Origin of the sequence: Paracoccus sp. S3-43 (genome assembly GCF_029027965.1) — a bacterium.
Classification (GTDB): domain Bacteria; phylum Pseudomonadota; class Alphaproteobacteria; order Rhodobacterales; family Rhodobacteraceae; genus Paracoccus.
Genome location: NZ_CP119082.1, coordinates 1,825,520 through 1,851,735, shown reverse-complemented (window position 1 = coordinate 1,851,735; position 26,216 = coordinate 1,825,520). Strand labels below are relative to the sequence as shown.

Genomic DNA, 26,216 nt, shown 5'->3' with positions numbered 1-26,216 from the left:
GCGATGCCCGACCGGCAACCCGCGAAGGCCCGCGCCCGCCGCTAACGCGGGATGCGGGGCAGGCGGCTGTCGTCCAGCCGTGCCCAGTCCGGCCACAGGTCCAGCCATTCCAGCGCGGCGATGGCAAGCGCGCCCGCGACGACCAGCAGCACCAGCCGGACCGTCCGGGCGTTTGGCGGACGTCGCGCCCATTTCGAGGCCCGCAGCAGCCAGATCAGGTTGTTCATGGCCGCGGCCTCCTGCTAGACTTGGGGGACTCGACCACAGGCCGGGTCGCCTGACAAGTCCGAACCCTGCGAGACAGCATTGCCCCACCACCAGGATTCCCGCGACCTTCCCTATAGCGCCCGGCAGATGTTCGACCTGGTGGCCGATATCGAAAGCTATCCCCAGTTCCTGCCATGGAACAGCGCCGCCCGCATTCGGTCGCGCGAAACACGCCCCGACGGGGCCGAGGAGATCGCGGCCGATCTGGTGATCAGCTTCAAGGTGTTCCGCGAACGCTTCGGCAGCCGCGTGGTGCTGTGGCCCGCCGACCCCGAAACCGGCGCGCTGAAGATCGACACCGAATATCTGGACGGGCCGTTCAGGCACATGCGCAGCGGCTGGGTCTTCACCGACCGGCCCGGCGGCGGCTGTCATGTGGATTTCTTCGTGGATTTCGAATTCAAGAACCTGATCCTGCAAAAGCTGATCGGCGTCGTCTTCCACGAAGCGATGGTCCGCATCGTCCGCGCCTTCGAGAATCGGGCAAAGGTGCTTTACGGCGCCGCCTGAGCGTTGCGTGCGCAACATCGGGACGTTGTAATCCGCATCGTGCGGCGCGGCAGGCAGGATGTCCCGCGTCTGCCGTGGGTCCGGTCCTGCCGGGCTCGCATCCAGGCAGCCCCTGCGCCGGATGCCGGCTGACGGGCGGTGGCGTTCCGCTCGTCAGCGGTCTTGAGGTGATCCGCGATCAGTTGCCGTCGGTAAAGGTATAGGTGCACACCTTGTTGCCCGCCGGATCGCGCAGATAGGCGGCATAGGCCCCCGGCAGGTGGCTGCGCGCACCCGGCGCACCCTCGTCCGTGCCGCCATTGGCAAGGCCCGCCGCATGGAAGGCATCCACCTCGTCCGTGGTTTTCGCGGTGAAGCCGATGGTCACGCCGTTGCTGGACGGGGCCTGGCCGTTGCCGGGGCGCGCGATGATGAAGGCCGGTTTGTCCCTGCCATAGAGAATCCAGCCGTTGCCGAACGGCCCGAGGTTCTTCACGCCAAGCGCGCCCAGGGCCGCGTCATAGAACCTTGCCGACGCATCGGTGTCTGAAGCACCGATAAAGACATGCGAAAAGACGCCGTCACCAGAGATCACAGCCATTCCAACTCCTCCCGTTGCTGGTTTGCCTGCGAATAACAATGCACCTCGGCCGTTTGGTCAACTGCCACAAGAGTATGAGCCGTGAACGGGCGCCAGGGGAAACATCCTCACCGGTCGCCCGATCTGGCGCCGATTTCGACACCCGTCGCGCCGCCGCCCCAGGGGCGGAGCCGCTCAGGTCAGCGCGGCCTTCAGGTCATCGGCCCGGTCGGTCCTCTCCCAGCTGAAGGCGGTGCCCCGGTTCAACTGGTAAGGCTGGCGCCCGAAATGGCCATAGCTGGCGGTCGGGCGATAGATCGGATGCAACAGGTCCAGGTCGCGGATGATCGCGAAGGGGCGCAGGTCGAACACCTGCCGCACGGCCGCGACGATCCTGTCATGGGGCACGGTTTCGGTTCCGAAGGTGTTCAGGCTGATCGAGGTCGGTTGCGCCTCGCCGATGGCATAGCTGATCTGGATTTCACAGCGCCGCGCCAGACCGGCGGCGACGATGTTCTTGGCGACCCAGCGGCCCGCGTAAGCCGCCGAGCGGTCCACCTTGGAGGGATCCTTGCCGGAAAACGCGCCGCCGCCATGGCGCGCCATGCCGCCATAGCTGTCGACGATGATCTTGCGCCCGGTCAGCCCGCAATCGCCGACCGGCCCGCCGATCACGAACTTGCCGGTGGGGTTGATGAAATATTTCGTGCTGTCGGACAGCCATTCGGCGGGCAGGACGGGCTTGATGATCTCCTCGATCACCGCCTCGCGCAGGTCCGACAGGGTGATCTCGGGGTTGTGCTGGGTGGACAGCACCACCGCGTCGATCCCCTCGGGGCGGCCATCGGCGCCATAGCGCAGCGTCACCTGCGACTTGGCGTCCGGGCGCAGCCATTTCAGCGTGCCGTCGCGGCGGACCTTGGCCTGCCGTTCGACCAGCCGATGCGCATAGGTGATCGGCGCCGGCATCAGCACGTCGGTTTCATCCGAGGCATAGCCGAACATCAGCCCCTGGTCGCCCGCGCCCTGGTCTTCCAGGTTGTCGCGGTCGACGCCCTGGTTGATCTCGGGCGACTGCTTGCCGATGATGTTGATGACCGAGCAGGTCGACCCGTCGAAGCCGACATCCGACGAGGTATAGCCGATGTCGTTGATGACGCCGCGGACGATGCTTTCCAGATCGACCCAGGCATTGGTCGAGATCTCGCCCGAGATGATGGCGACCCCGGTCTTGACCATGGTTTCGCAGGCGACGCGGGCGCGCGGATCCTCGGCCAGGATGGCGTCGAGGATCGCGTCGCTGATCTGGTCGGCGATCTTGTCGGGATGGCCCTCGGACACGGATTCCGAGGTGAACAGCGAATATTCGGTCATGGATCAATACCGGTAATGATCTGATTTGAAAGGGCCTTCGGGCGTCACGCCGATATAGTCGGCCTGCTGGGGCGACAGTTCGGTCAGCTTGACGCCGATCCGGTCCAGATGCAGGCGCGCGACCTTTTCGTCAAGCGCCTTGGGCAGGATATAGACGCCGGGGGCATAGTCCTCGCCCTTGGTCCACAGCTCGATCTGCGCCAGCACCTGATTGGTGAAGCTGGCCGACATCACGAAACTGGGATGGCCGGTGGCATTGCCCAGGTTCAGCAGCCGGCCCTGCGACAGCAGGATGATGCGGTTGCCCGAGGGCATCTCGATCATGTCCACCTGGTCCTTGATGTTGGTCCATCTGTGGTTCTTCAGCGCGGCGACCTGAATCTCGTTGTCGAAATGGCCGATATTGCCGACGATGGCCATGTCCTTCATGGCCCGCATATGCTCGATGCGGATCACGTCGCGGTTGCCGGTGGTGGTGACGAAGATGTCGGCGGTGGCGGCCACGTCCTCCAGCAGGACCACCTCGAACCCGTCCATCGCGGCTTGCAGGGCGCAGATCGGATCGACCTCGGTCACCTTGACCCGCGCGCCCGCGCCTGCCAGCGACGCGGCCGACCCCTTGCCCACGTCGCCATAGCCGCAGACGACCGCGACCTTGCCCGCCATCATCACGTCGGTGGCGCGGCGGATCCCGTCGACCAGCGATTCCTTGCAGCCATACTTGTTGTCGAATTTCGATTTCGTCACGCTGTCATTGACGTTGATCGCCGGGAAGGGCAGCAGGCCGCGCTTGTGCAGGTCATACAGGCGATGGACGCCGGTGGTGGTTTCCTCGGAAACGCCCTTGATCGCGTCGCGCTGCCGGGTGAACCAGCCCGGCGTCTCGGCGATCCGGCGGCGGATCTGGGCGAACAGGGCCTCTTCCTCCTCGCTGGTCGGCACGTCGATCAGGCCGGTTTCCCCCGCCTCGACCCGCGCGCCCAGCAGGACATACAGGGTGGCATCCCCGCCATCGTCCAGGATCATGTTGCAGGTGCCTTCCGGGAACTGGAAGATCCGGTCGGTATAGGCCCAGTATTCGGCCAGCGTCTCGCCCTTGATGGCGAAGACCGGCACGCCGGATGCGGCGATGGCCGCGGCGGCATGGTCCTGGGTCGAATAGATGTTGCACGACGCCCAGCGGACCTCGGCGCCAAGCGCCGCCAGCGTCTCGATCAGCACGGCGGTCTGGATGGTCATGTGCAGGCTGCCGGCGATGCGCGCGCCCGCCAGCGGTTTCGACGCGCCGTATTCCGCGCGCAGGGCCATCAGGCCGGGCATTTCCGTTTCGGCGATGTCCAACTCTTTGCGGCCGAAATCGGCCAGGGCGATGTCGCGGATGATGTAATCGGTCACGGCGGTTCGTCTTTCATCTGTTCCGATGGTCCGCGACCGGATAGCCCAAGCCCGCCGGAATCGAAAGGGAAAAGGCTGCCGCCGGGGAATTGCGGCTGCGGCGGAACCCCAGATCCGCCGCAGCCCCCAGGGACGGCAGTGCGCTGCGCGTCCCCGGTCGGGTGACAAGCCTTGCGGCGGTTGGACCGGATGCGTCCCGCCTCCCCGCCGGCTGGGGTGTCAGAACAATCTTAAAATTCGATTAATGCCGGTGTCGGCGGTCCCGAAGCCCGTCACAGGTCGAAATGGCATCCGTGAAATGCGCGCGGCTGACCTGTGGTCAGCGCCGGAGCCGGGGCCGTGGGGCCGAGGCACGGGCGATCCGCTTGACAAAATCCTCAAGCGCTTGTTCCGCCGCCTCATGCGGGGTGCGGGCCGGAAACCAGGAATCGGTCCGGCCGTCGGCCACCATCTGCGCCAGCCCCGAGGCGAAGATGCGCGACGACAGGACCAGCATGGGAATATCCTCGTTGTCGCGCAGGCGGCCGGTATCGCGGGCGCGTTCCAGCATCCGGGTCATCAGGTTGATGAGGGAATCCAGATAGCGGCGCAGTTCGGGAACCTGCCCGGCATTCAGCTTGGGATGTGCGACGATCATCCGAAACTGGACGCGGTGATCGGCGGCCCAGCGGATAAAGGCTCGGCCAAGCGCCAGGAATTGCCCGACCGCATCGTCGGGGTCGACCTTGACCACCGCCTTGGTGCAGGAATCCATCAGCCGCATCAGGGCCTGTTCCACCACGGCGAACAGCAGGCTGTCATCGTCGGGAAAGATCTTGCGCAGAGTGGCCGGATCGGCGCCGATCCGGCTGGCCACCTGCTCCAGACCGGGACCGGACCTGCCCAGGTCTGTCATCAGCTCCAGTGCCGCGACGACCGCCTGGCCGTGCAGGCCCAGCCCCTTCATGATGTAGTCATGCTTGCTCATGGTCGAATCCCGTTCGGCAAGGGTCATGTCAGGACGAACGGGCGAGTTTGACCGCACCATTCCCCCGGAAGACGAACCGATCCGATGCCTTATTGTTTCCTGCCGAAGTCCGGCATGGTTTCGAAAACGCCCGGACGGCCCAGGACACATGCACCGGACAGCTGGACGCAACCTTGTGACCACATAGCATGAACATACGCCGACGATCCCGATATCAAGGCCGAGACCAAGCTTATCACGAGGCCGCGCAACCGCGAACCTCGCTAAAACGACAGCTTGACGCAGGGGAACGTTGCATTACGCGTCGGCCCGCGCCTGCCGCTTGCGTTCGTGCGGATCCAGGTAACGCTTGCGCAGGCGGATGTTCTTGGGCGTCACCTCGACCAGTTCGTCGTCATTGATATAGGCGATGCCCTCTTCCAGCGACATGCGCACCGGCGGCGTCAGGCGCACGGCCTCGTCGGTGCCGGACGCGCGGACGTTGGTCAGCTTCTTGCCCTTCAGCGGGTTCACTTCCAGGTCGTTGTCGCGGGAATGTTCGCCGATGATCATGCCGGTATACAGCTGTTCCTGCGCGCCGATGAACATCTTGCCGCGTTCTTCCAGGTTCCACAGCGCATAGGCGACCGAGACGCCGTTCTCCATGCTGATCAGCACGCCCTGGCGGCGGCCCTGAATCGCGCCCTTGTAGGGGGTCCAGCCGTGGAAGATGCGGTTCAGCACGCCGTTGCCGCGCGTGTCGGTCATGAATTCGCCATGGTATCCGATCAGCCCGCGCGAGGGGACATGCGCGACGATCCGGGTCTTGCCATGGCCCGCCGGGCGCATGTCCACCATCTCGCCCTTGCGGTCGCCGGTCAGCTTTTCGATCACCACGCCGGTATAGTCGTCGTCCACGTCGATGATGACTTCCTCGACGGGTTCAAGCCGCTGGCCGTCTTCCTCGCGGAAGATCACGCGGGGGCGGCTGATCGACAGCTCGAACCCTTCCCGGCGCATGTTCTCGATCAGCACGCCCATCTGCAATTCGCCCCGGCCCGAGACGATGAAGGCATCGCCGCCGGGCGTATCCTCGACCTTGATCGCCACGTTCACCTCTGCCTCGCGCATCAGGCGTTCGCGGATCACACGCGACTGGACCTTCTTGCCGTCCTGGCCCGCCAGCGGGCTGTCGTTGATGCCGAAGGTCACGCTGATGGTGGGCGGGTCGATGGGCTGGGCGGGCAGCGCGGTGTCCACCTCCAGCGCGGCGATGGTGTCGGCCACGGTGGCCTTGGACATGCCCGCCAGGGTCACGATGTCGCCGGCCTGGGCCTCGTCAATCGGGGTCTGGGTCAGGCCGCGGAAGGCCAGCACCTTGCTGATGCGGAACTGCTCGATCCGTTCGCCGTCGCGGGACAGGGCCTTGACGGTGTCGCCCGCCTTGGCGCGGCCCGCCTCGACCCGGCCGGTCAGAAGGCGGCCCAGGAACGGGTCGGCGGACAGCGTGGTCGCCAGCATCTGGAAGGGTTCGTCCACGCGGGCGATCTGCCTGGGCGGCTGGACATGGGACAGGATCAGGTCGAACAGCGCCGACATGTCCTTGCGCGGACCGTCCAGCGTCTCATCGGCCCAGCCGCCGATGCCCGAGGCATAGACATGCGGGAAATCCAGTTGCTCGTCGCTGGCGCCCAGGTTCGCGAACAGGTCGAACACGTCGTTCAGCGCATTGTCCGGTTCGGCGGCGGGCTTGTCCACCTTGTTCAGCACCACAATGGGGCGCAGGCCAAGCGCCAGGGCCTTCGAGGTGACGAATTTCGTCTGCGGCATCGGCCCTTCGGCGGCATCGACCAGCAGGCAGACGCCATCGACCATGGAGAGGATGCGTTCGACCTCGCCGCCGAAATCGGCGTGGCCGGGCGTGTCCACGATATTGATCCGCGTGCCCTTCCATTCGACGCTGGTCGCCTTGGCCAGGATGGTGATGCCGCGCTCACGCTCGATGTCGTTGCTGTCCATAGCGCGTTCGGCGACGGCCTGGTTTTCCCGGAACGACCCCGACTGGCGCAACAGCTGGTCGACCAGCGTCGTCTTGCCGTGGTCAACGTGAGCGATGATGGCGATGTTGCGGATATCCATGAGCGACCTTTGTGATTTGCGGTCGCCCTAAACAATCAGGGGCCAAAAGACCAGATGAAATCGGGCCGCGCGGCGCTGCCGGGACGCCACGAAAGACCCCGCTGCGGCGGCATGGCGGGGTTCGATGATGTCCGTCGGATGGCCGCGCCCGACAGGATGGCGGGCCAGTCCATGATGCCGCGCCGCGCGGTCGGGTCGGGGCCGCGCGGTCGGGTCGGGATTGACGCTCATGTCCGATCAGCCTGTCACGGGGCGGGCCTCAGCGAAGGCCCAGGAACGACAGGATGAACAGGACGACGACCACCAAGCCGACGATATAGATGATGGAATTCATGGGTTGTCTCCGCTGTTGACCAGGCGCGCCAGGGAACGGTTTTTCCGAACGGCGTCATGGCGATAACGCGGTCCGGGAACCCCGGTTCCCTTGGCGGGCGATCCCGTCAGGCGGACGGACGCGGCAGCCAGTCCAGCCCCTTGGCCGTCGGGCCGGCGGGATTGTATTCCGCGCTGACCCAGCCCTTGTAGCCCGACTGATCGAGCGCGGCGAAGAACGCCGGATAGTCGATCATCCCGCCCGTGGGTTCGTGGCGTCCCGGAACGCCCGCGATCTGGACATGGCGGGTAATTCCCGCGTGCCTGCGCCAGACGGCCATCGCGTCGCCGGTGATCAGTTGCGCGTGATAGGCGTCGAATTGCAGCCCCAGATTGGTCGCGCCGACCTGACCGATCAGGTCGGCGGCCAGGTCGAAATCGGCCAGGAAATAGCCCGGCTGGTCGACGGGGTTCAGCGGCTCGATCGTCAGGCTGACATGGGGCGCGCGATCCGCCGCCCAGGACAGGTTGCGCAGGAAGGTGTCGCGCGCCTCCTGGCCTTCCGCATAGCCCGCCATGATGTGGATATGGCGCGCCCGCAACGCCCCGGCAAAGCGCAGCGCACGGTCGAAATCGCTGCGGAACCGGTCCTCTCGCCCCGGCTCGGCGGCAAAGCCGCGCGGGCCGCCGGCCCAGTTCGGGGGCGGCGTGTTCATCAGCACGAAGTCCAGCCCGGCGGCGATGGCGGCGCGGGACAGGTCGCGGGCGGGGATGTCATAGGGGAACAGGATCTCGACCCCTTCGAAGCCCGCCTCGGCGGCGGCGGCGAATCGGTCGAGCATCGGCAGTTCGGTGAACAGCATCGTCAGGTTCGCGGCAAAGCGGGGCATCAAGGCTCCAAGGCAAAGAAGGCCCCGCCCGAGCGGATGCCGCTGCGGCCCGCATCCTCGGTCGCGGCGGCGGCAAGGCGGTAGAAGGTCTTGCGGTCGATCAGCGCCTCCAGCCCGGCGCGGACATGGACATAGGGGCGCGGCGCGTCGGCCGTGCCGCGCAGGGTGATGGGGTGGTCCGGTCCCGCCGTCACCCGGTCGCCGACATTGGTGACGAAGGCCACGGCATCGGGAAGGATGTCGGCATCCACCGCGACGAAGGGCGCGTCCACCACGCGGATGCCGACCTTTTCCACGGGCGTGACCAGGAAGAAGCGGTCCCCCTCGCGCCTGAGGATGGTGGAAAACAGCCGCACCATCGCCGGGCGGCCGATGGGCGTGCCCTGATAGAACCAGGTGCCGTCGGCCCGGATTTCCATGTCCAGATCGCCGCAGAAGGGCGGGTTCCACAGGTGCACCGGCGGCAGCCCGCCCCTGGACGCCTTGCTGGCGGCGGCGGCAATGCCCTCGGCGCTCACAGCTTTGTCACCGCGATCTGCCATTCGCTATAGTCGCCTTTCCGTTATCCTCTTATGGTCCGATGTAGAGCAGTCGGGGAACATTGTCATGGCTTCGGATGAGAATCTGGTGACGAAGGTCGAACAGCTTGGGCAGACCCTTGCCGATGCCCGCGCCAGTATCGAGCGGCGCTTCGTCGGACAGCACCAGGTGGTCGAACAGGTGCTGGCGGCGATCCTGTCGGGGGGCCATGCGCTGCTGGTGGGCCAGCCGGGCCTGGGCAAGACGATGCTGGTCGACACGCTGTCCACCGTCCTGGGCCTGGACAGCCAGCGGATCCAGTTCACCCCCGACCTGATGCCCGCCGACATCCTGGGATCCGAGGTTCTGGACGCGCTGCCCCACGGATCGCGCGCCTTCCGGTTCATCGAAGGCCCGGTCTTCACCCAGCTTCTGATGGCGGATGAGATCAACCGGGCGTCTCCCCGTACGCAATCCGCCCTGCTGCAAGCCATGCAGGAACGCGAGGTGACGATCAGCGGCCAGCACCGCCCGCTGGGCCGACCGTTCCACGTTCTGGCCACCCAGAACCCCATCGAGCAGGAGGGCACCTATCCGCTGCCCGAGGCGCAGCTGGACCGCTTCCTGTTGCAGATCGACGTGGATTATCCCGACCGCGACACCGAACGCGCGATCCTGCTGGCGACGACCGGGGTCGAGGACGCGCGCGCCCATGCCGCCTTCGACGCCGATGGCCTGATCGCCGCGCAGCGCCTGATCCGGCAGATGCCGGTGGGCGAGGGGGTGGTGGACTCGATCCTGGATCTGGTCCGCGCCTGCCGACCCGGCGGGCCGGAATCGGCGGCGTTCCTGGGCGATGCGCTGATCTGGGGGCCGGGGCCGCGCGCGGCGCAGGCGCTGATGCTGGTCACCCGCGCCCGCGCGGTGCTGAAAGGCCGCTTCGCGCCCACGCTGGAGGATGTCGAGGCGATGGCCGCCCCCGTCCTGCGCCACCGCATGGCCCTGTCCTTCGCCGCCCGCGCGCGGGGCGAGACGGTCGATGGCGTGATTGCCCGCCTGCTGGGCGACCGCTTCGGCGCGCGGGCGGCGGCATGAGGGCGTCTTGAACCGATCCGCCACCGATCTTGACGCCCATCGCCGCGCCGCCGGCCTGCGGTCCGGGGCGCAGGCGGCCAGCGGCCATCTGCCCGCGCTGATCCTGTCGGCGGAACGGCTGGCGGCGATGATCGCGCCCGGCGCCCACGGCCTGCGCCGCAGCGGACCGGGCGAGGATTTCTGGCAATACCGCCCCGCCAGCCAGGGCGACAGCGCCCGCGCCATCGACTGGCGCCGCTCGGCCCGGTCCGACGCGCAATTCGTCCGCGACCGCGAGGCGCAGACCGCGCAGGCGGTGGGGCTGTGGATCTCGGCCGGGCGGGGGATGGGATATTCGGGCGGCCCCGACCGCCCGTCCAAGGCCGATCGCGCGCATCTGCTGGCGCTGGCCCTGGCGATGGTGCTGCTGCGCGGGGGCGAAAAGGTGGGCCTGCTGGGCCAGCCCGCCCGCGCGGGCCGGGTGCAGGCCGACCGGCTGGCCGAACAGATCGCCCTCGCCCCGCCGAAGGACGGCGACGGCGATGCGCCGACGCCCGAGATGCTGCGCCCCAACCAGCGGCTGGTGATCCTGTCGGATTTCCTGGACGACCCGGCCTGGGTCGAGGCGCTGCTGGCCCGCGCGACCGGCATCGGCGTGACGGGCGTGCTGATGCAGGTGCTGGACCCGGACGAGGAAGCGTTTCCCTGGACCGGCGCGGTGCTGTTCCGGTCGCTGTCGGGGGCCATGCGCCATGACAGCCGCGACGCGGGCGGGCTGCGGGACGCCTATCTGGCGCGGCTGGCCGAACGCCGCGACTGGCTGCGCCACCGGGCCTTGGGCGCCGGCTGGCAGTTCGGCCACCATCTCACGGACCAATCGCCCGCCCTGGCGTTAAGCTGGCTTTATCAGGTGCTTGCGGGCTGATGCTGATGCTTGGTCCCATAGGTTTCGCGGCGCCTTGGGTGCTGACGGCGCTGCTCGCGCTGCCGGTGCTGTGGGTGATCCTGCGGGCCATGCCGCCCGCGCCCCGGCAGGTGGCCTTTCCCGGCGTCGCGCTGCTGCGCGGGCTGGTCGACCGGGTGCCCATCGCCCGGCGCACGCCCTGGTGGCTGCTGCTGCTGCGCCTGGCCGCCGTGGCCGCGATGATCCTGGCCTTCGCCGGTCCAAGCTGGAAGCCGGTGGTCGCCTCGGGGCAGGACGGTCCGCTGCTGGTGATCCTGGACGCGGGCTGGTCGGCCGCCCCCGACTGGCCCGCCCGGCTGACCCGCGCCGAATCGGCGCTGTCTGACGCCGCCGCCGAGGGCCGCCCCGCCGCGCTGCTGCTGGCCGATGGCCGCGCGGCGGGCCTCGTGCCCTTCGCCCCCGCCGACCGCCTTCTGGCGGGGCTGCGCGCCGCCCAGCCCGCGCCCTGGGAAACAACCCTGCCACAGGATCCGGCGGCGATCCTGGCCGATGCCCCCGATGGCCGGCTGGAGACGCTGTGGATCAGCGACGGGCTGGATCATCCCGACCGCGCCGCCTGGCTGTCGGCGCTGACGGATCGCGGGCCGGTGACGGTGGTGCCCCCCGCCCGCGCGGTGCGCGCGCTGTCGCTGCACGCGGGCGACACGCCCTCGCTGACGCTGGCGGCGACGGATGACGGCGCGCCCGCGATTCTCGCCATCGGTCCCGATCCGCAGGGCGTCGAACGCGAGCTGGCCCGGCTGACCCCCGGCGATGCCGCGACCGCCGCCGGGATCGCCTCCCGGCCCGTCGCCATCGACCTGCCGCCCGAGTTGCGCAACCGCATCACCCGCTTCCAGGTCGAGGGCGAGGCCCATGCCGGTGCGGTGGTCCTGGCCGACGATCGCGTGAAGCGCCGCAAGGTCGGGCTGGTGGGCGACGCCGACCGCCAGGCCGAGGGGCAGGCGCTTCTGTCCCAGCTGCATTATCTGCGCCAGGCGCTTGCCCCGACGACCGATCTCGTCGAGGGCGGGCTGGGCGACGTTCTGGACAGCGCGCCCGACGTGATCGTGCTGGCCGATCAGGTCGATCTGGCCGAAACCGGCGATCTGACCGCCTGGGTCGAGGATGGCGGGTTGCTGATCCGCTTTGCCGGGCCGCGCATGGCCGCCTTCGACGGGTTGCAGGACGAACCGCTGATCCCGGTCGCGCTGCGGCAGGGCGGGCGCGACATCGGCGGGGCGCTGTCCTGGGGCGATCCGCGCGCCATCCTGCCCTTTGCGGCAGAGGGCATCTTCGCGGGCCTGATCCCTCCGCGGGACGTGGCGATCCGCGCGCAGCTGATGGCCCAGCCCGCGCCGGATCTGGCCGAAAAGACGCTGGCCTCGCTGTCGGACAACACGCCGCTGGTGACACGCGCCAGGATGGGGCAGGGGCAGGTGGTGCTGTTCCATGTCACCGCGAACGCCGAATGGTCGAACCTGCCGATCTCGGGCCTGTTCGTGCAGATGCTGGACCGGCTGGTCCAGACCGCCCGCGTCTCGCCCGCCGAGGCGCGGGCCGACGACCGGGACCAGCCCTTCTGGACGCCCGAGACGGTGCTGGACGGTTTCGGCCGCGCCGCGCCCGCCGAGGGGCTGGCCCCGGTCGCGGCTGCCGATCTGGCGCTTGGCCCCGCCCCGGACCGGCCTGCGGGCATCTATGCGGCGGGCGACCGGCGGGCGGCGCTGAACGCGGGCGGGCCGCTGGCCGTCGCCGACTGGCCGGGCGCCACGGTCGAGGCCGTGGGCAGGACCGGCGGGCGCGATCTGACCGGGCTGCTTCTGGCCCTGGCGGCGATGATCCTGGCGGCGGATGCGTTGGGATCGGCCGCCATCGCGCGCGGCGGGCGGGTGGCGGCGGCGGTCCTGCTGGCGCTGCTGATCCAGCCCGCGCCCCCGGCCACGGCGCAGGATCCCGGCCCCGAACTGGCCCGCGCCGCGAACGAGGCCGCGCTGGCCTATGTCGTGACCGGCGACGACCGGATCGACGAGGCGTCGCGGCAGGGGCTGCGCGGGCTGTCGATGGTGCTGGCGCAGCGCACCTCGGTCGAGCCGGGCGAACCCGTGGCCATCGACCTTGACGCCGACGACCTGTCGGTGCTGACCTTCCTCTATTGGCCGATCACCGACACGCAGGCGCCGCCCTCGCCCCAGGCTTACGTCCGGCTGAACCATTTCATGCGCTCGGGCGGGATGATCCTGTTCGACACCCGCGACGGCGACGTGACCGGCGTCGGCGGGCCGGATATGTCCGGGGCCTTGCAGGCGCTGGCCTCGCCGCTGGAAATCCCGCCGCTGTCGCCGATCCCCGAGGATCACGTCCTGACCCGCAGCTTCTATCTGCTGGCCGATTTTCCGGGCCGCTGGCAGGGCAATCCCGTCTGGCTGGAAGCCCCGCCCGCCGGGGCCGAGGCGGCCGAGGGCGTGCCCTTCCGGCAGTTGAACGATGGCGTCAGCCCGGTGGTGGTCGGCGGCAACAACTGGGCCGAGGCCTGGGCCGTGGACGACAACGGCTTTCCCGCCTATCCCATCGGGCGCGGCTGGGAGGGTGAGCAGCAGCGCGAGATGGCCTTCAGGTTCGGCGTGAACTTGCTGATGTATGTCCTTACGGGCAATTATAAATCCGATCAGGTCCATGTGCCCGCCCTGCTGGAGCGGATGCGGGTCGAGGAGACGCTTGGCCCGTGACCGAACTGCGCTTCGATCCCCTGCTGCCCTGGTGGGCCGTCGCCGCGCTGGCGGTGCTTGCGCTGCTGGTCGCGGGATTCGCGCTGTGGCGCGGGCTGCGGGGCTGGGCCTGGCGCGGCCTGGCCGGGCTTGCCGCCGCGCTGGCCCTGGCCGGTCCCGCGCTGGAGATCGGCAGCCGCATGGGCCTGTCGGACATCGTGATCCTGATCGACGACCGATCAGCCAGCCAGACCCTGCCCGAACGCGGCGCGCAAACCGATGCCGCCGTCGAGGCGATGACCCGCCGGATCGCCGCGCTGCCCAATACCGAACTGCGCCGCGTGACGGTGGGCGACAATGACGACGGCACCCTGCTGGCGACGGAAATGGCCCGCGCCATCGCCGCCGAACCCGAATCCCGGCTGGCGGGGGTGATCGCCGTCACCGACGGCCGCCTGCACGACCCGGCGATGCTGCCCGCCGCCGCGCCCGCGCCGGTCCCCGCGCCGGTCCATGTGCTGCTGACCGGCCGCCCCCGGGACTGGGACCGCCGCCTGGTGATCGAGGAGGCGCCCGCCTTCGGCCTGATCGACCAGCAGATCGCCATCCGCCTGCGGATCGAGGATCAGGGCGCCGTTCCGCCCCAGGCGCGGACCGGATCGGTCGACCTGCGCCTGTCGCTGGACGGCGGGCCGGAACAGGTGGTCGCCGTGCCCTTGGACCAGTCGATCAGCCTGCCGCTGACCCTGGACCATGCGGGCCAGAACGTCGTGCAGATCGGCTTCGACGCCCCCGAGGGAGGCGAGCTGACCGACCGCAACAACGCCGCCGCGATCAGCATCAACGGCGTGCGCGACCGGCTGCGGGTGCTGCTGGTCTCGGGCGAGCCGCACGCGGGCGAGCGGACCTGGCGCAACCTGCTGAAATCCGACGCGGCGGTCGATCTGATCCATTTCACCATCCTGCGCCCGCCCGACAAGTCCGACGGCGTTCCGGTCAACGAACTGTCGCTGATCGCCTTTCCGACCCAGGAACTGTTCATGGAGCGGATCGAGGATTTCGACCTGATCATCTTCGACCGCTACAGCGTGCGGGGCATCCTGCCGCTCGAATATTATGCCAATATCGCCCGCTATGTCCAAAACGGCGGCGCGATCCTGGTTTCGGCCGGGCCGGAAATGGCGGGGGTGGAAAGCCTGTATCTGTCGCCCCTGGGCCGCGTCCTGCCCGCCCGGCCCACTGGGCAGGTGCTGGAGGAACCCTATCTGCCGCGCCTGACCGACCAGGGCCGCCGCCATCCCGTCACCGCCGGGCTGCCGGGGTCGGGGCCGGGCTTGGGCTCGGGCTCGGGGCCGGACGATCCGACCTGGGGCCGCTGGCTGCGCATGGCGACCGTCACCCCCGATCCCGGCGCGCAGGTGGCGATGACCGGGGCCGACGACCAGCCGCTGCTGATCCTGGACCGGGTGGACCAGGGGCGGGTGGCGCTGCTCACCTCGGATCAGGTGTGGCTGTGGGGGCGGGGATTCGAGGGCGGCGGCCCGCAACTGGAACTGCTGCGCCGCATCGCCCATTGGTCGATGAAGGAACCCGAGCTTGAGGAAGAGGCCCTGCTGGCCGATGTCGCGGGCGACCTGTCGGTGCGCTTCACCCGCCGCACCATGAAGGACAGCGCCGGGCCGCTGGTCGTGACCCGCCCCGACGGCCAAACCGAACAGGTTCCGCTGGAACCCGCCGGTCCGGGCCGCTTCGTCGCCGACTGGACCGCACCGGAGCCGGGGCTGTATCGCCTGGCGGACGGCGACCTGCGCCGGGTTCTGGCGCTCGGCCCCGCCGCGCCGCGTGAATTCGAACAGACCGTGGCCGATGCCGCGGCCCTCGCGCCGCTGGTCGAGGGGACGGGCGGCGGCGTCGTGGCCCTGTCCGAGGGAATGCCCGACCTGCGCAGCGTCGCGCCGGGGCGGATCGCCCATGGCAGCGCGGGACTGGGCGACTGGATCGCCATAACCCCGCGCGAGGCGGCATCGGTCACCGGGCTGGAACGGCGGCCGCTTTTGCCCGGTTGGGCGTGGCTGCTGCTGGTTTCGGGGCTGATCCTGACCGGCTGGCTGCGCGAGGGCAGGGGAGGCAAGGCCGTGCCCATGCGGCGGGGCACGTCCGGCTGACCGCTTGCCAAGCGGCAGAGGCATTGCTAACCGGAAAGAAACGTCCCGAAGGAACGCTCATGGCCGACGAAACGCGCGCCCCCGCCCCCTATACCGAGGCCGACCTGACGCTGATCAAGCGCATCATCCCGCATCGCTATCCCTTCCTGTTCATCGACAAGGTGCGCGACATCGTCGCCCACGAGGGCGGCGTGGGCATCAAGATGGTCACCTGCAACGAGCCGCATTTCCAGGGCCATTTCCCGGAAGAACCCATCATGCCCGGCGTCACCATCGTCGAGGCGATGGCCCAGACGGCGGCCGTGATCGTCGGCATCAGCATGAACGTCATCGACAAGCCGCTGGCGACCTATTTCATGGGCATCGACAAGTGCAAGTTCCGCCGCATGGTGGTGCCGGGCGATGTGCTGGAGCTGCATTGCAAGGCCCTGCGCGGCGGCGGCAAGATCTGGAAATTCGAAGGCCGGGCCACCGTGGACGGCCAATTGTGCGCCTCGGCCGAATTCACCGCCATGATGGCGCTGAAGGCCGATGACTGACATTCACCCCACCGCCATCGTCGAGGATGGCGCCCGGATCGGCGCGGGCGTCCGGATCGGCCCGTTCTGCGTGGTCGGGCCGAAGGTGACGCTGGGCGCGGGCGTGGTCCTGAAGTCCCATGTCGTGATCGCGGGCGACACCGCCATCGGCGACGGCACGGTGGTCTTTCCCTTCGCCTCGATCGGCGAGGTGCCCCAGGATCTGAAGTTCCGCGGAGAGGACGTGCGCCTGGACATCGGCGCGCGCAACCGGATCCGCGAATATGTCACCATGAATCCGGGGACCGAGGGCGGCGGCGGCGTGACCCGCGTCGGCGATGACGGGCTGTTCATGGCGGGCTGCCATGTCGGCCACGACTGCCAGTTGGGCGACCGGGTGATCCTGGTCAACAACGCCTCGCTTGCCGGGCATTGCCACCTGGATGACGACGTGATCGTCGGCGGGCTGTCGGGGGTGCATCAGTTCGTGCGCATCGGACGCGGCGCGATGATCGGCGCGGTGACGATGGTGACGGCGGACGTGATCCCCTATGGGCTGGTGCAGGGGCCGCGCGGGCATCTGGACGGGCTGAATCTGGTCGGGCTGAAGCGCCGGGGCGCCAGCCGGGCCGACATCCACGAATTGCGGGAAATGCTGGACCGGCTGGGCGCGGGCAGCTTTCGCGACACCGCCCGCCACCTGGCCGAGGGCGAGACGGGCGGCATGGTGCGCGATGTGCTGGACTTCATCCTCGGCCCGTCCGACCGCAGCTTCCTGACGCCTAGGCCCGCATGACCCGGACCGCCGTCATCGCAGGCCAGGGCGCGCTGGCTCCGGCCGTCATCGCCGCCCTGGACGATCCGCTGGTCTATGCCCTGGACGGCTTCGCCCCCGCGGGGGTGGAGGCCCAGCCCTTCCGCCTGGAACGGCTGGTGCCCTTCCTGGACAGCCTGCTGGATCAGGACGTGTCGCGCGTGGTCTTCGCGGGCGCGATCCGCCGCCCGCGCCTGGAGCCGGACCTGTTCGACGGCCGCACCGCGCAACTGGTGCCGCGCATCATGATGGCGATGCAGGCGGGCGACGACGGCGCGCTGCGGGCGGTGCTGGACGTGTTCCAGGAACACGGCCTCGCCATCGCCTCGGTCGCCGAGGTCGCGCCCGGCCTGATACCTGCCCAGGGCGTGCTGGCGGGCGAACCCTCGGCGGCCGACCGGCGCGACGCGGCGCGGGCGGCGCTGATCCTGGCGACGCTGGGGCCGCTGGACGTGGGGCAGGGCGTGGTGGTGGCGCAGGGCCAGTGCCTTGCCATCGAGACGCTGCCCGGCACGGCGGCGATGCTGGATTTCGCGGCGCGCCATGCCGGGCTGCGGCCCAATCCGGACGGCCCCAGGGGCGTGTTCTTCAAGGCCCCGAAGCCCGGTCAGGACATGCGCATCGACCTGCCGACGCTTGGCCCGGACAGCGTGACCCAGGCCGCTCAGGCCGGGCTGGCGGGGATTGCCTGGCAAGCGGGCGGGGTGATCCTGCTGGACCGGGCCGAGGCCGTCCGCCGCGCCGATGCCGCAGGGCTGTTTTTGTGGGCGATGCCGCCCTTGGATATTTAGGCACAGAAGTATTCCCAGCCAGCCGACCGGCGAAAGGATGAGGCGCATGAAGTTCTTCCTGATCGCGGGCGAGCCTTCGGGCGACCAGTTGGGTGCTGCGCTGATGGCGGGGCTGCGCGAACTGGTCCCGGATGTGCGGTTTGTCGGCATCGGCGGCCAGGCGATGGCCGCGCAGGGGCTGGACAGCCTGTTTCCCATGCAGGAACTGAGCCTGATGGGCATCTGGGAGGTGCTGCCGAAATACCGCCATCTCAAGCGGCGGATCGCCGGGACGGCCGCCCGTGTCGCCGCCGAAAACCCCGATGCGCTGATCACCATCGACAGCCCGGATTTCTGCCTGCGCGTGGCGCGGGCGGGGCGGGCGGAACGGCCCGGCCTGCGGACCATCCATTACGTCGCGCCCTCGGTCTGGGCCTGGCGGCCGGGGCGGGCCGTGAAGATGGCCGAGGTGGTCGATCACGTGCTGGCGATCCTGCCCTTCGAGCCGCCGCTGATGCAGGCCGCCGGGATGAGTTGCGATTTCGTCGGCCACCCCATCGCCACGGCGCAGGTCGCCGGTCCCGACGAGGCCGCGCTGTTCCGCGCCGGTCACGGCATTGCCCCGGAAAGCCCGGTCCTGCTGTGCCTGCCCGGTTCGCGCGGCGGCGAGGTCGCCCGCCTGCTGCCCCGCTTTGGCGAGGCGCTGACGGACCTGCGCCATCATGGTCTCGACATGCAGGTGGTGCTGCCCACGGTGCCGGGGGTGGTCGGGCAGGTCCGGCATCTGACCGCCGGATGGCCTGACCGCCCGCTGATCGTCGAGGACGCGGACCAGAGGCGCGCCGCCTTTGCTGCGGCCGATCTGGCGCTTGCGGCCTCGGGGACGGTCAGCCTGGATCTGGCGGCGAACCGGGTGCCGATGGTGATCGGCTATGACATGGCGCCGCTCAGCCGGATGCTGATCGGGATGCTGCTGAAGACCGACACGGTGACGCTGGTGAACCTGGTCAGCGACACCCGCGCGGTGCCGGAATTCCTGGGCCGCGACTGCAAGCCCGCGCCGATGGCGCAGGCGCTGCGCCGCCTGCTGGACGATCCCCAGGCCCGGCAGGCCCAGCTGGACGCGATGGACCTGACCATGGACCGGCTGGGCAAGGGGGGCGAGGCGCCGGGCCTGCGGGCGGCCCGGTCCGTGCTGCGGGCGATCAAAGAACCGCGGTGACGATCACCTCGACCTTGTAGTCGGGGGTGGCCAGCTTCGCCTCGCCCGTGGCCCGCGCCGGGGTATGGCCCTGCGGCGCCCAGGCGTCCCAGACGGCGTTCATTTCCGCGAAATCGGCCATGTCGGCCAGCCAGATCTGGGCCGAGACGATGCGGGTCTTGTCGGTCCCGGCCAGGGCCAGCAGGCGGTCCACCTGTTCCAGCACCACGCGGGTCTGGTCGGCGACGGATGCGCCCGGTTCGCCCACCTGGCCCGCCAGCCAGACGATGCCGTTGGCGATGACCGCCTGGCTCATGCGCGGGCCAGTCTCGATACGCTTGATGTCGCTCATGTTCATGCTCCTTGAATGAGACGCCAGAAGAAGATCGCGGTCATGCCAAGGCCGATCACGGCGATCAGCAGCCGCAGGGTTTCGCGCGGAATGCGCCGCGCGACCGGCGCGCCCGCATAGCCGCCGGTGATGGTGCCCGCGGCCATGATCGCGGCGGGCATCCAGGCCACCGCGCCGCCCGCCGCGAAGATCGCGAAGGCCACCACCGACAGCGCGAAGGAAAGCCAGCATTTCAGCCCGTTCATCGCGTGCAGGTCGCTCATGCCCCACATGGCGAAGACCGCCAGCAGCACGATGCCCAGCCCGCCGTTGAAATAGCCGCCATAGATCGCCACCGGCAGCAGGATGCCCAGCCCGAACGGCTTGACCACCGACCGCCAGCGGGACGCCGCGCGCCGCACGTCGTTGGCGAAATAGAACACCAGCGTCGCCGCCAGCAGCAGGAACGGCACCAGGGCCGAGAACGCCTTGTTCGAACTGATCAGCAGCAGCCCGCTGCCGATGGCGCCGCCGATCATCGTCCAGACCGTCAGCTTGGCGAAGGGCGCGTCCTGGATGCGGCGGATGTCGCCCCGGAACGCGATGGCCGCCGACAGGTAACCCGGCAGCGCGGCGATGGTGCTGGTCGCGTTGGCGACGACCGGCGGGATGCCGATGAAGACAAGCACCGGAAAGGTGATGAAGGTGCCGCCGCCCGCGACGGCGTTCAGCATCCCGCCCAGGAATCCGGCGGCGAACAGAAGCAGGGCCTCCAGCATGACGGTCCTTCGGTCGGGGCGCGAAGGACACGCGTCCTTGGCCGATGGCGGGAATCGGATCGGCCGCGACGCTAGCCGCAGGGTTGCAGGGGCACAAGCCCATGCGCCATGCCTGCTTTCCGGGCAGGGGTGGCTGCGGCGCGGGCCGCCGCCGCGATAGCATGTTCGCGACCTGGACCTGGGAAGAAATGTCGCAAACGGTGTTGCGCGGATGGCGGGGCGCCGCTTAACCTGTCGATGCGCCGAACAAGAAACCAGAACAGGGAGAGCGCCTTTTGCTGGACAACCGCCATGGCGACAGCTTCGTTGCCTTCGAACATGTGCAGAAAAGCTATGATGGTCAGACGCTTGTCGTCAAAGACCTGAACCTGTCCATCGGCAAGGGAGAGTTCCTGACCATGCTTGGCCCGTCGGGGTCCGGCAAGACCACCTGTCTGATGATGCTCGCCGGGTTCGAGATGGCGACTCATGGCGAAATCCGCCTTGCCGGGCGGCCGATCAACCAGGTGCCGCCGCACAAGCGCGGCATCGGCATGGTGTTCCAGAACTATGCCCTGTTCCCGCACATGACGGTGGGCGAGAACCTGTCCTTCCCGCTGGAAGTCCGGGGCCTGTCCAGGGCCGAGCGCGAGACCCGGATCGCCCGCGCGCTGGACATGGTGCAGATGGGCAAGTTCGCGAACCGCCGCCCCGCGCAACTGTCGGGCGGCCAGCAGCAGCGCATCGCGCTGGCCCGCGCCCTGGTCTTCGACCCGGAACTGGTGCTGATGGACGAACCGCTGGGCGCGCTGGACAAGCAGTTGCGCGAACACATGCAGTTCGAGATCAAGCACCTGCACCAACGCCTTGGCATCACGGTGGTCTATGTCACCCATGACCAGGGCGAGGCGCTGACCATGTCGGACCGCGTGGCGGTCTTCAACGACGGCCGCATCCAGCAGCTTGCCGCGCCTGCGGATCTGTATGAACGTCCCGAAAACAGCTTCGTCGCGCAATTTATCGGCGAAAACAATAAGCTGCCCGGCGTCATCGAGGAACTGTCCGGCGACAAGGCCCTGGTGCGGCTGGCGACGGGCGAGCTGATCGACGCGACCCCGGTGAACGTGACCGCCAAGGGCCAGCAGACGCTGGTCTCGATCCGGCCCGAACGGGTCGAGTTCAAGCCCGAGATGATGCCGCCGGGCGCCCATATGATCGGCGCGACGGTGGTGGACGTGATCTATATGGGCGACATCCTGCGCACCCGGCTGGCGCTTGCGGGGACCGAGGATTTCGTCATGAAATGCCGCAACACCCTCGGCCAGACCCGGCTGGAACCCGGCCAGCAGATCAAGATCGGCTGGCATCCCGCCGATGCCCGCGCGCTGGATCCCGTTTGACGGACGGGCCGTCGCTGGGCCACAAGAAAATGACGGCGAATGCCGCCCATCCCAACAGTTGGAGTGATAGATGAAAAAGACGCTTGCCCTGACCACCGCGCTTGGCCTGATCGCCTCGCCCGTGCTGGCCGATGTGAACCTGCTGTCCTGGGGCGGGGCCTATGGCAACAGCCATCTGGAAGCCTATGTCAAGCCCTTCGAGGCCGAGACCGGGATCAAGGTCAGGATGGCCGATGCCGACAACCCCGCGACGCCGATCAAGGCCATGGTCGAGGCGGGCAACGTGACCACCGACGTGGCATCGGTGGAATATGCCGACGCGGTGCGGCTGTGCGACGAAGGGCTGCTGGAGGAAATCGACCCCGCGATTCTGGTGGCCGCCGCCGATGGCACGCCGCCGGGCATGGACTTCATCGGCGGCGCCGTCACCGACTGCTTCGTGGCGACCGACGTTTATTCGATGGTCCTGGCCTATGACGACAGCAAGTTCCCGGACGCCAAGCCCGCGACGCCCGCCGATTTCTTCGACTTGGAAAAATTCCCCGGCAAGCGCACCATGCGCAAGGGCGCCAAGTTCAACCTGGAACTGGCGCTGATGGCGGAGGGCGTTCCGGCGGCCGAGGTCTATGATATCCTGGGCACGCCCGAAGGCGTGGACCGGGCCTTCGCCAAGCTGGACACCATCAAGAACGACGTGATCTGGTGGGAAGCGGGCGCCCAGCCGCCGCAGCTTCTGGCCGATGGCGAGGTGACGATGGCCTATGCCTTCAACGGCCGGATCTTCAACGCCGCCCAAGGCGAGGGCAAGCCTTTCAAGATCATCTGGGACGGCCAGATCTATGAGATGGAAGGCTGGGTCGTGCCGAAGGGCGCCGCCAACCTGGAGGATGCGATGAAGTTCGTGGCCTGGACGACCTCTCCGGCGCCGCAGGCGCGCGCGGCCGAGTTCATCAGCTATGGTCCGCCGCGCAAATCCGCCGCCGCCCTGGTCGGCAATATCGAAGGCAGCGACGTGCCGATGGGGCCGAACCTGCCCACGACCGAGGCGAACATGACCAACGCGCTCGGCTCTGACCTGGACTTCTGGGTCGACCACGACGCCGAGCTGAACGAGCGTTTCAACAGCTGGCTGGCCGGCTGATCCCGCGCCGCGGGTGCCGCCGCATCGCTGCGGCACCCCCTTAGGAAAAACAGGAGAGGGGAACATGACGAGACGGCTGATTGCGGGTGCGGCTCTGGCGCTGCTTGCGGCGGGGGCGGCCGCGGCCCAGGACGGGCAGATTGCCATCACGACCTATGGCGGCGCCTTTGGCGAGGCGCTGAACGAATCGCTGGTGAAGCCCTTCACGCAAGAGACCGGCATCGGCGCGACGATGATCGACAACGACGATCCTCCGGCCAAGCTGAAGGCCGAGGTCGAGGCGGGCAATGTCACGAGCGCGATCTATGACGTGGAACAGTCCGACGTGATCGCGCTGTGCGACGAGGGGCTGATCGAGCCGATCGACCCGACGATCCTTCAGGCAGGGGCGGACGGATCGGCGGCTGCCGACGATTACCTGCCGCAGGCGCTGCACGACTGCGCGACCGCGATCATGGTCTGGTCCACGGTGATCGCCTATGACACCGAAGCCTTCCCCGATGCGACCCCTGCCACGGTCGCGGATTTCTTCGACCTGGAAAAATTTCCGGGCAAGCGCGGCATCATCAAGCGGCCCAAATACGCGCTGGAATTCGCGTTGCTGGGCGACGGGGTGGCCCCCGACCAGGTCTATGAGGTTCTGTCGACGCCGGAGGGCGTGGACCGCGCCTTCGCCAAGCTGGACACGATCAAGGACCAGGTGGTCTGGTGGGAGGCCGGCGCCCAGGCTCCCCAGCTTCTGGCAGACAAGGAGGTGGCGATGACGCTGGCCTATAACGGTCGGATCTTCGACGCCATCGTCGGCGAGAGCAAGCCCTTCGCCTTTGTCTGGGACGGCGCCAACCTGGACATGGATTACTGGGTCGTGCCGCGCGGCGCCCCGGACATGGAGGCGGCGATGGAATTCATCGCCTATGCCTCGAACCCGCAGCGCCAGGCCGACCTGTCGAAATACATCGCCTATGGCCCGCCCCGGAAATCAGCCGCCGCCAGCGTCGGCACCTACAAGGACGGCGCCACCGATATGAAGCCCTATCTGCCGACGACGCCGGAAAATGCCGAAAAAGCCCTGGTGAACGATGCCGGTTTCTGGGCCGACCACGGCAGCGAACTGACCGAGCGTTTCAACAGCTGGCTGGCCGGTTCGTGACAGGATGACTGCCGCCGCCCGGCGCGATGCGGGGCGGCGGCCTTGATAGCTTGGGGAATTCATGGCGAACGCTCTTGATCCGCACGCAGCCATTGCGACAACGGCCAGTGGCCTGACCGGCGGGGCGCTGCGGACCGCCGATGGCAGGCCGCTGGTGCGCGCGCTGGCGCGGTCGCAGAAACGCGCCCGCCGCCGCGCCTTTCTGCTGGTGCTGCCGCTGCTGGCCTTTGTCCTGATCACCTTCGTGGTGCCGATCGGGCAGATGCTGCAACGGTCGTTCTATAACGATGGCTTTTCGGCCAACATGCCGCAACTGTCGCAATGGTTCGCCGACCATCCGCGCGGCACCGAACCCGACGAGGCCGCCTGGGCCGCCTTGGCCGCCGACCTGACCGCCAGCGCCGAGGCGCGCACCATCGGCGTCGTCGGCACGCGCATCAACTATGACGTGCCGGGCACGCGGTCGCTGTTCACCTCGACCGGGCGGCAGGTCAGGCGCGGGCTGGAGCCGCCCTATCGGGCGGCCTTGCTGGACATCAACGACGACTGGGCCGAGCCGCGCCTGTGGTCGGCGATGCGCGAGGCATCCCGCCCGGTGACCGGCAACTTCTACCTGGCCGCCCTGGACCGCAGCCGGGCCGACGACGGCAGCATCCAGCAGGTCGAGCCGCGCCAGCGGGTCTATGTGATGCTGTTCATGCGCACCTTCTGGCTGTCGCTGCTGATCACCGCGATCACCTTCGTGCTGGGCTTTCCCATCGCGCATCTGCTGGCGACGCTGCCGATGCGCAGATCGAACCTGCTGATGATCCTGGTGCTGCTGCCCTTCTGGACCTCGCTTCTGGTCAGGACGACAAGCTGGATGGTGCTGCTGCAACAGCAGGGGGTCATCAACGATATCCTGGTCTGGCTGGGCGTGATCGGCGGGACCGGGCGGTTGCAGATGATCTATAACCAGACCGGCACGATCATCGCTATGACGCATATCCTGCTGCCCTTCATGATCCTGCCCTTGTATTCCGTGATGCGCACGATCAACCCGTCCTATGTCCGCGCCGCGCGCAGCCTTGGCGCGACAAGCTGGACCGCGTTCCGCCGGGTCTATTTCCCGCAGACCCTGCCGGGGCTGGGGGCAGGGGCGCTGCTGGTGTTCATCCTGGCCGTGGGCTATTACATCACGCCCGCGCTGGTCGGCGGATCCTCGGGGCAGCTGATCTCCAACATGATCGCCATGCACATGACCGATACGCTGAACTGGTCGATGGCGGCGGCGCTTGCCGCGCTGCTGCTGGCGGCGGTCTTGCTGCTCTATTGGGTGTATGACCGGATGGTCGGCATCGACAACCTGAAGCTGGGGTGATCCATGGCTGTTCCAACCTATGCAAGCCCGCTGGAGCGCATCTGGCATTATGCCTATCTGGTGATCTGCGGGCTGATCTTCTTCTTCCTGATCGCGCCCATCGTGGTGATCATCCCGCTGTCCTTCAACGTCGAGCCCTATTTCACCTTCACCGACCGGATGCTGTCCTTCGACCCCGAGGGCTACAGCATGAGGTGGTATCGCAGCCTGCTGACCTTCGGGATGCAGAACCCGAATGCGACCGGCTGGGCCTTCTGGTCGGATGCCTGGGCCAATGCCAACTGGATCAAGGCGGCCAAGAACTCGATCATCATCGGGGTGTTCTCGACCCTGCTGGCGACGGTGCTGGGGACGCTGGCGGCGCTTGGCCTGTCGCGTCCCGAGATGCCGTTCCGCCGGCTGATCATGGCGATCCTGATCTCTCCCATGATCGTGCCGCTGATCATCACCGCGACGGGGATGTTCTTCTTCTATTCGAACCCATGCGAGATGCTGGGCGTCGTCGGCCTGCCCACCAATTGCGGGCGGCTGGCGGGCACCTATCTGGGGGTGATCCTGGCCCATGCGACGCTGGGGATCCCCTTCGTCATCATCACCGTGACGGCGACGCTGGTCGGGTTCGACCAGTCGCTGAACCGGGCTGCGGCCTCGCTGGGGGCGGGTCCGCGCACGACCTTCTTCCGCGTGACCATGCCGCTGATCCTGCCGGGCGTGATCTCGGGCGCGCTGTTCGCCTTTGTGACGTCCTTCGACGAGGTGGTGGCGGTGCTGTTCATCGCCGGGCCGGACCAGCAGACCATTCCCCGGCAGATGTGGAACGGCATCCGAGAGCAGATTTCGCCCGCGATCCTTGCCGTGGCGACGCTGCTGGTGATCTTTTCCATCGCGCTCTTGACCACCGTGGAGTTGTTGCGGCGTCGGTCCGAACGGATCCGGGGCGTCACGCCGCGGTAAGCCGGGGGCGCTTCGCCG

The 26,216-nt window shown here is 68.3% G+C and carries 24 protein-coding genes; 14 read left to right on the top strand and 10 right to left on the bottom strand.

The window, feature by feature from the left end; all coding sequences use genetic code 11:
* Positions 1–41: 41 nt before the first annotated feature.
* The gene (locus PXD02_RS09655) at positions 42–227 is read right to left on the bottom strand and encodes a hypothetical protein (RefSeq protein ID WP_275103702.1); all 186 of its coding nucleotides are present in this window, start codon (positions 225–227) and stop codon (positions 42–44) included.
* Between the two features lie 79 nt (positions 228–306).
* On the opposite strand from PXD02_RS09655, the gene PXD02_RS09650 reads away from it, so the two are divergent.
* Positions 307–777, top strand: a complete 471-nt coding sequence (locus tag PXD02_RS09650) for a type II toxin-antitoxin system RatA family toxin (RefSeq protein WP_275103701.1) — start codon at positions 307–309, stop codon at positions 775–777.
* A 178-nt stretch (positions 778–955) separates the two neighbouring features.
* Here PXD02_RS09650 and PXD02_RS09645 read toward each other — a convergent pair whose 3' ends face one another.
* From PXD02_RS09645 to PXD02_RS09615, 7 genes are all read right to left on the bottom strand, one after another.
* On the bottom strand, positions 956–1,357 hold the full coding sequence (locus PXD02_RS09645; protein ID WP_275103700.1) for a VOC family protein: 402 nt from the start codon (positions 1,355–1,357) through the stop codon (positions 956–958).
* Between the two features lie 174 nt (positions 1,358–1,531).
* Positions 1,532–2,710, bottom strand: a complete 1,179-nt coding sequence (gene metK / locus PXD02_RS09640; RefSeq protein WP_275103699.1) for a methionine adenosyltransferase — start codon at positions 2,708–2,710, stop codon at positions 1,532–1,534.
* Between the two features lie 3 nt (positions 2,711–2,713).
* The gene (ahcY, locus tag PXD02_RS09635; RefSeq protein ID WP_275103698.1) at positions 2,714–4,105 is read right to left on the bottom strand and encodes an adenosylhomocysteinase; all 1,392 of its coding nucleotides are present in this window, start codon (positions 4,103–4,105) and stop codon (positions 2,714–2,716) included.
* A gap of 319 nt (positions 4,106–4,424) precedes the next feature.
* Complete coding sequence (locus tag PXD02_RS09630) at positions 4,425–5,072, bottom strand: TetR/AcrR family transcriptional regulator (RefSeq protein ID WP_275103697.1); 648 nt, start codon at positions 5,070–5,072, stop codon at positions 4,425–4,427.
* Between the two features lie 297 nt (positions 5,073–5,369).
* Positions 5,370–7,190, bottom strand: a complete 1,821-nt coding sequence (typA, locus tag PXD02_RS09625; RefSeq protein ID WP_275103696.1) for a translational GTPase TypA — start codon at positions 7,188–7,190, stop codon at positions 5,370–5,372.
* 440 nt (positions 7,191–7,630) lie between these two features.
* Positions 7,631–8,392 (bottom strand): hydroxypyruvate isomerase family protein, encoded by a 762-nt coding sequence (locus PXD02_RS09620; protein ID WP_275103695.1) that lies wholly within the window; start codon positions 8,390–8,392, stop codon positions 7,631–7,633.
* Complete coding sequence (locus PXD02_RS09615; RefSeq protein ID WP_275103694.1) at positions 8,392–8,934, bottom strand: DUF1285 domain-containing protein; 543 nt, start codon at positions 8,932–8,934, stop codon at positions 8,392–8,394. Before PXD02_RS09615 ends, PXD02_RS09620 begins: the two co-directional genes overlap by 1 nt.
* 64 nt (positions 8,935–8,998) lie before the next feature.
* Here PXD02_RS09615 and PXD02_RS09610 point away from each other — a divergent pair, with 64 nt between their 5' ends.
* The 8 genes from PXD02_RS09610 to lpxB are packed head-to-tail and all read left to right on the top strand — an operon-like array spanning position 8,999 to position 19,125.
* Positions 8,999–10,006 carry an AAA family ATPase gene (locus PXD02_RS09610; RefSeq protein ID WP_275103693.1) on the top strand — a complete coding sequence of 336 codons (1,008 nt, stop codon included), beginning with the start codon at positions 8,999–9,001 and terminating at the stop codon, positions 10,004–10,006.
* A gap of 7 nt (positions 10,007–10,013) precedes the next feature.
* A complete protein-coding gene (locus PXD02_RS09605; RefSeq protein ID WP_275103692.1) occupies positions 10,014–10,910 on the top strand; it encodes a DUF58 domain-containing protein in 897 nt (298 codons plus the stop codon).
* On the top strand, positions 10,910–13,657 hold the full coding sequence (locus tag PXD02_RS09600) for a DUF4159 domain-containing protein (RefSeq protein ID WP_275103691.1): 2,748 nt from the start codon (positions 10,910–10,912) through the stop codon (positions 13,655–13,657). The genes PXD02_RS09605 and PXD02_RS09600 overlap by 1 nt, the downstream gene beginning before the upstream one ends.
* Positions 13,654–15,801 carry a hypothetical protein gene (locus PXD02_RS09595; RefSeq protein WP_275103690.1) on the top strand — a complete coding sequence of 716 codons (2,148 nt, stop codon included), beginning with the start codon at positions 13,654–13,656 and terminating at the stop codon, positions 15,799–15,801. Before PXD02_RS09600 ends, PXD02_RS09595 begins: the two co-directional genes overlap by 4 nt.
* A gap of 59 nt (positions 15,802–15,860) precedes the next feature.
* On the top strand, positions 15,861–16,340 hold the full coding sequence (gene fabZ / locus PXD02_RS09590; protein WP_275103689.1) for a 3-hydroxyacyl-ACP dehydratase FabZ: 480 nt from the start codon (positions 15,861–15,863) through the stop codon (positions 16,338–16,340).
* The gene (gene lpxA, locus PXD02_RS09585; RefSeq protein WP_275103688.1) at positions 16,333–17,115 is read left to right on the top strand and encodes an acyl-ACP--UDP-N-acetylglucosamine O-acyltransferase; all 783 of its coding nucleotides are present in this window, start codon (positions 16,333–16,335) and stop codon (positions 17,113–17,115) included. The genes fabZ and lpxA overlap by 8 nt, the downstream gene beginning before the upstream one ends.
* On the top strand, positions 17,112–17,924 hold the full coding sequence (locus PXD02_RS09580) for an LpxI family protein (protein WP_275103687.1): 813 nt from the start codon (positions 17,112–17,114) through the stop codon (positions 17,922–17,924). Before lpxA ends, PXD02_RS09580 begins: the two co-directional genes overlap by 4 nt.
* 46 nt (positions 17,925–17,970) lie before the next feature.
* Complete coding sequence (gene lpxB, locus PXD02_RS09575; protein WP_275103686.1) at positions 17,971–19,125, top strand: lipid-A-disaccharide synthase; 1,155 nt, start codon at positions 17,971–17,973, stop codon at positions 19,123–19,125.
* On the opposite strand, the gene PXD02_RS09570 is transcribed toward lpxB, so the two are convergent.
* Both PXD02_RS09570 and PXD02_RS09565 read right to left on the bottom strand, forming a co-directional pair.
* The gene (locus PXD02_RS09570; RefSeq protein WP_275103685.1) at positions 19,109–19,456 is read right to left on the bottom strand and encodes a RidA family protein; all 348 of its coding nucleotides are present in this window, start codon (positions 19,454–19,456) and stop codon (positions 19,109–19,111) included. The two genes, lpxB and PXD02_RS09570, sit on opposite strands and share 17 nt — an antisense overlap.
* A gap of 2 nt (positions 19,457–19,458) precedes the next feature.
* Positions 19,459–20,214: a sulfite exporter TauE/SafE family protein gene (locus PXD02_RS09565; protein WP_275103684.1), complete on the bottom strand. Its 756-nt coding sequence runs from the start codon at positions 20,212–20,214 to the stop codon at positions 19,459–19,461.
* A gap of 275 nt (positions 20,215–20,489) precedes the next feature.
* On the opposite strand from PXD02_RS09565, the gene PXD02_RS09560 reads away from it, so the two are divergent.
* From PXD02_RS09560 to PXD02_RS09540, 5 genes are all read left to right on the top strand, one after another.
* Positions 20,490–21,593 (top strand): ABC transporter ATP-binding protein, encoded by a 1,104-nt coding sequence (locus PXD02_RS09560; protein ID WP_275103683.1) that lies wholly within the window; start codon positions 20,490–20,492, stop codon positions 21,591–21,593.
* A gap of 70 nt (positions 21,594–21,663) precedes the next feature.
* Positions 21,664–22,734, top strand: a complete 1,071-nt coding sequence (locus PXD02_RS09555; RefSeq protein WP_275103682.1) for an ABC transporter substrate-binding protein — start codon at positions 21,664–21,666, stop codon at positions 22,732–22,734.
* Positions 22,735–22,798: 64 nt separating this feature from the next.
* On the top strand, positions 22,799–23,884 hold the full coding sequence (locus PXD02_RS09550) for an ABC transporter substrate-binding protein (protein ID WP_275103681.1): 1,086 nt from the start codon (positions 22,799–22,801) through the stop codon (positions 23,882–23,884).
* Positions 23,885–23,945: 61 nt separating this feature from the next.
* Complete coding sequence (locus PXD02_RS09545; protein ID WP_275103680.1) at positions 23,946–25,244, top strand: ABC transporter permease; 1,299 nt, start codon at positions 23,946–23,948, stop codon at positions 25,242–25,244.
* Positions 25,245–25,247: 3 nt separating this feature from the next.
* Complete coding sequence (locus PXD02_RS09540; protein ID WP_275103679.1) at positions 25,248–26,198, top strand: ABC transporter permease; 951 nt, start codon at positions 25,248–25,250, stop codon at positions 26,196–26,198.
* Positions 26,199–26,216: the final 18 nt, after the last annotated feature.

Coding starts and splice junctions, on each gene's coding strand:
- PXD02_RS09655 (WP_275103702.1), bottom strand. CDS start 227: ATGAACAACCTGATCTGGCTGCTGCGGGCCTCGAAATGGGCGCGACGT.
- PXD02_RS09645 (WP_275103700.1), bottom strand. CDS start 1,357: ATGGCTGTGATCTCTGGTGACGGCGTCTTTTCGCATGTCTTTATCGGT.
- metK (WP_275103699.1), bottom strand. CDS start 2,710: ATGACCGAATATTCGCTGTTCACCTCGGAATCCGTGTCCGAGGGCCAT.
- PXD02_RS09630 (WP_275103697.1), bottom strand. CDS start 5,072: ATGAGCAAGCATGACTACATCATGAAGGGGCTGGGCCTGCACGGCCAG.
- typA (WP_275103696.1), bottom strand. CDS start 7,190: ATGGATATCCGCAACATCGCCATCATCGCTCACGTTGACCACGGCAAG.
- PXD02_RS09620 (WP_275103695.1), bottom strand. CDS start 8,392: ATGCCCCGCTTTGCCGCGAACCTGACGATGCTGTTCACCGAACTGCCG.
- PXD02_RS09615 (WP_275103694.1), bottom strand. CDS start 8,934: ATGGCAGATCGCGGTGACAAAGCTGTGAGCGCCGAGGGCATTGCCGCC.
- PXD02_RS09610 (WP_275103693.1), top strand. CDS start 8,999: ATGGCTTCGGATGAGAATCTGGTGACGAAGGTCGAACAGCTTGGGCAG.
- PXD02_RS09600 (WP_275103691.1), top strand. CDS start 10,910: ATGCTGATGCTTGGTCCCATAGGTTTCGCGGCGCCTTGGGTGCTGACG.
- fabZ (WP_275103689.1), top strand. CDS start 15,861: ATGGCCGACGAAACGCGCGCCCCCGCCCCCTATACCGAGGCCGACCTG.
- lpxA (WP_275103688.1), top strand. CDS start 16,333: ATGACTGACATTCACCCCACCGCCATCGTCGAGGATGGCGCCCGGATC.
- PXD02_RS09580 (WP_275103687.1), top strand. CDS start 17,112: ATGACCCGGACCGCCGTCATCGCAGGCCAGGGCGCGCTGGCTCCGGCC.
- lpxB (WP_275103686.1), top strand. CDS start 17,971: ATGAAGTTCTTCCTGATCGCGGGCGAGCCTTCGGGCGACCAGTTGGGT.
- PXD02_RS09570 (WP_275103685.1), bottom strand. CDS start 19,456: ATGAGCGACATCAAGCGTATCGAGACTGGCCCGCGCATGAGCCAGGCG.
- PXD02_RS09565 (WP_275103684.1), bottom strand. CDS start 20,214: ATGCTGGAGGCCCTGCTTCTGTTCGCCGCCGGATTCCTGGGCGGGATG.
- PXD02_RS09555 (WP_275103682.1), top strand. CDS start 21,664: ATGAAAAAGACGCTTGCCCTGACCACCGCGCTTGGCCTGATCGCCTCG.
- PXD02_RS09550 (WP_275103681.1), top strand. CDS start 22,799: ATGACGAGACGGCTGATTGCGGGTGCGGCTCTGGCGCTGCTTGCGGCG.
- PXD02_RS09545 (WP_275103680.1), top strand. CDS start 23,946: ATGGCGAACGCTCTTGATCCGCACGCAGCCATTGCGACAACGGCCAGT.
- PXD02_RS09540 (WP_275103679.1), top strand. CDS start 25,248: ATGGCTGTTCCAACCTATGCAAGCCCGCTGGAGCGCATCTGGCATTAT.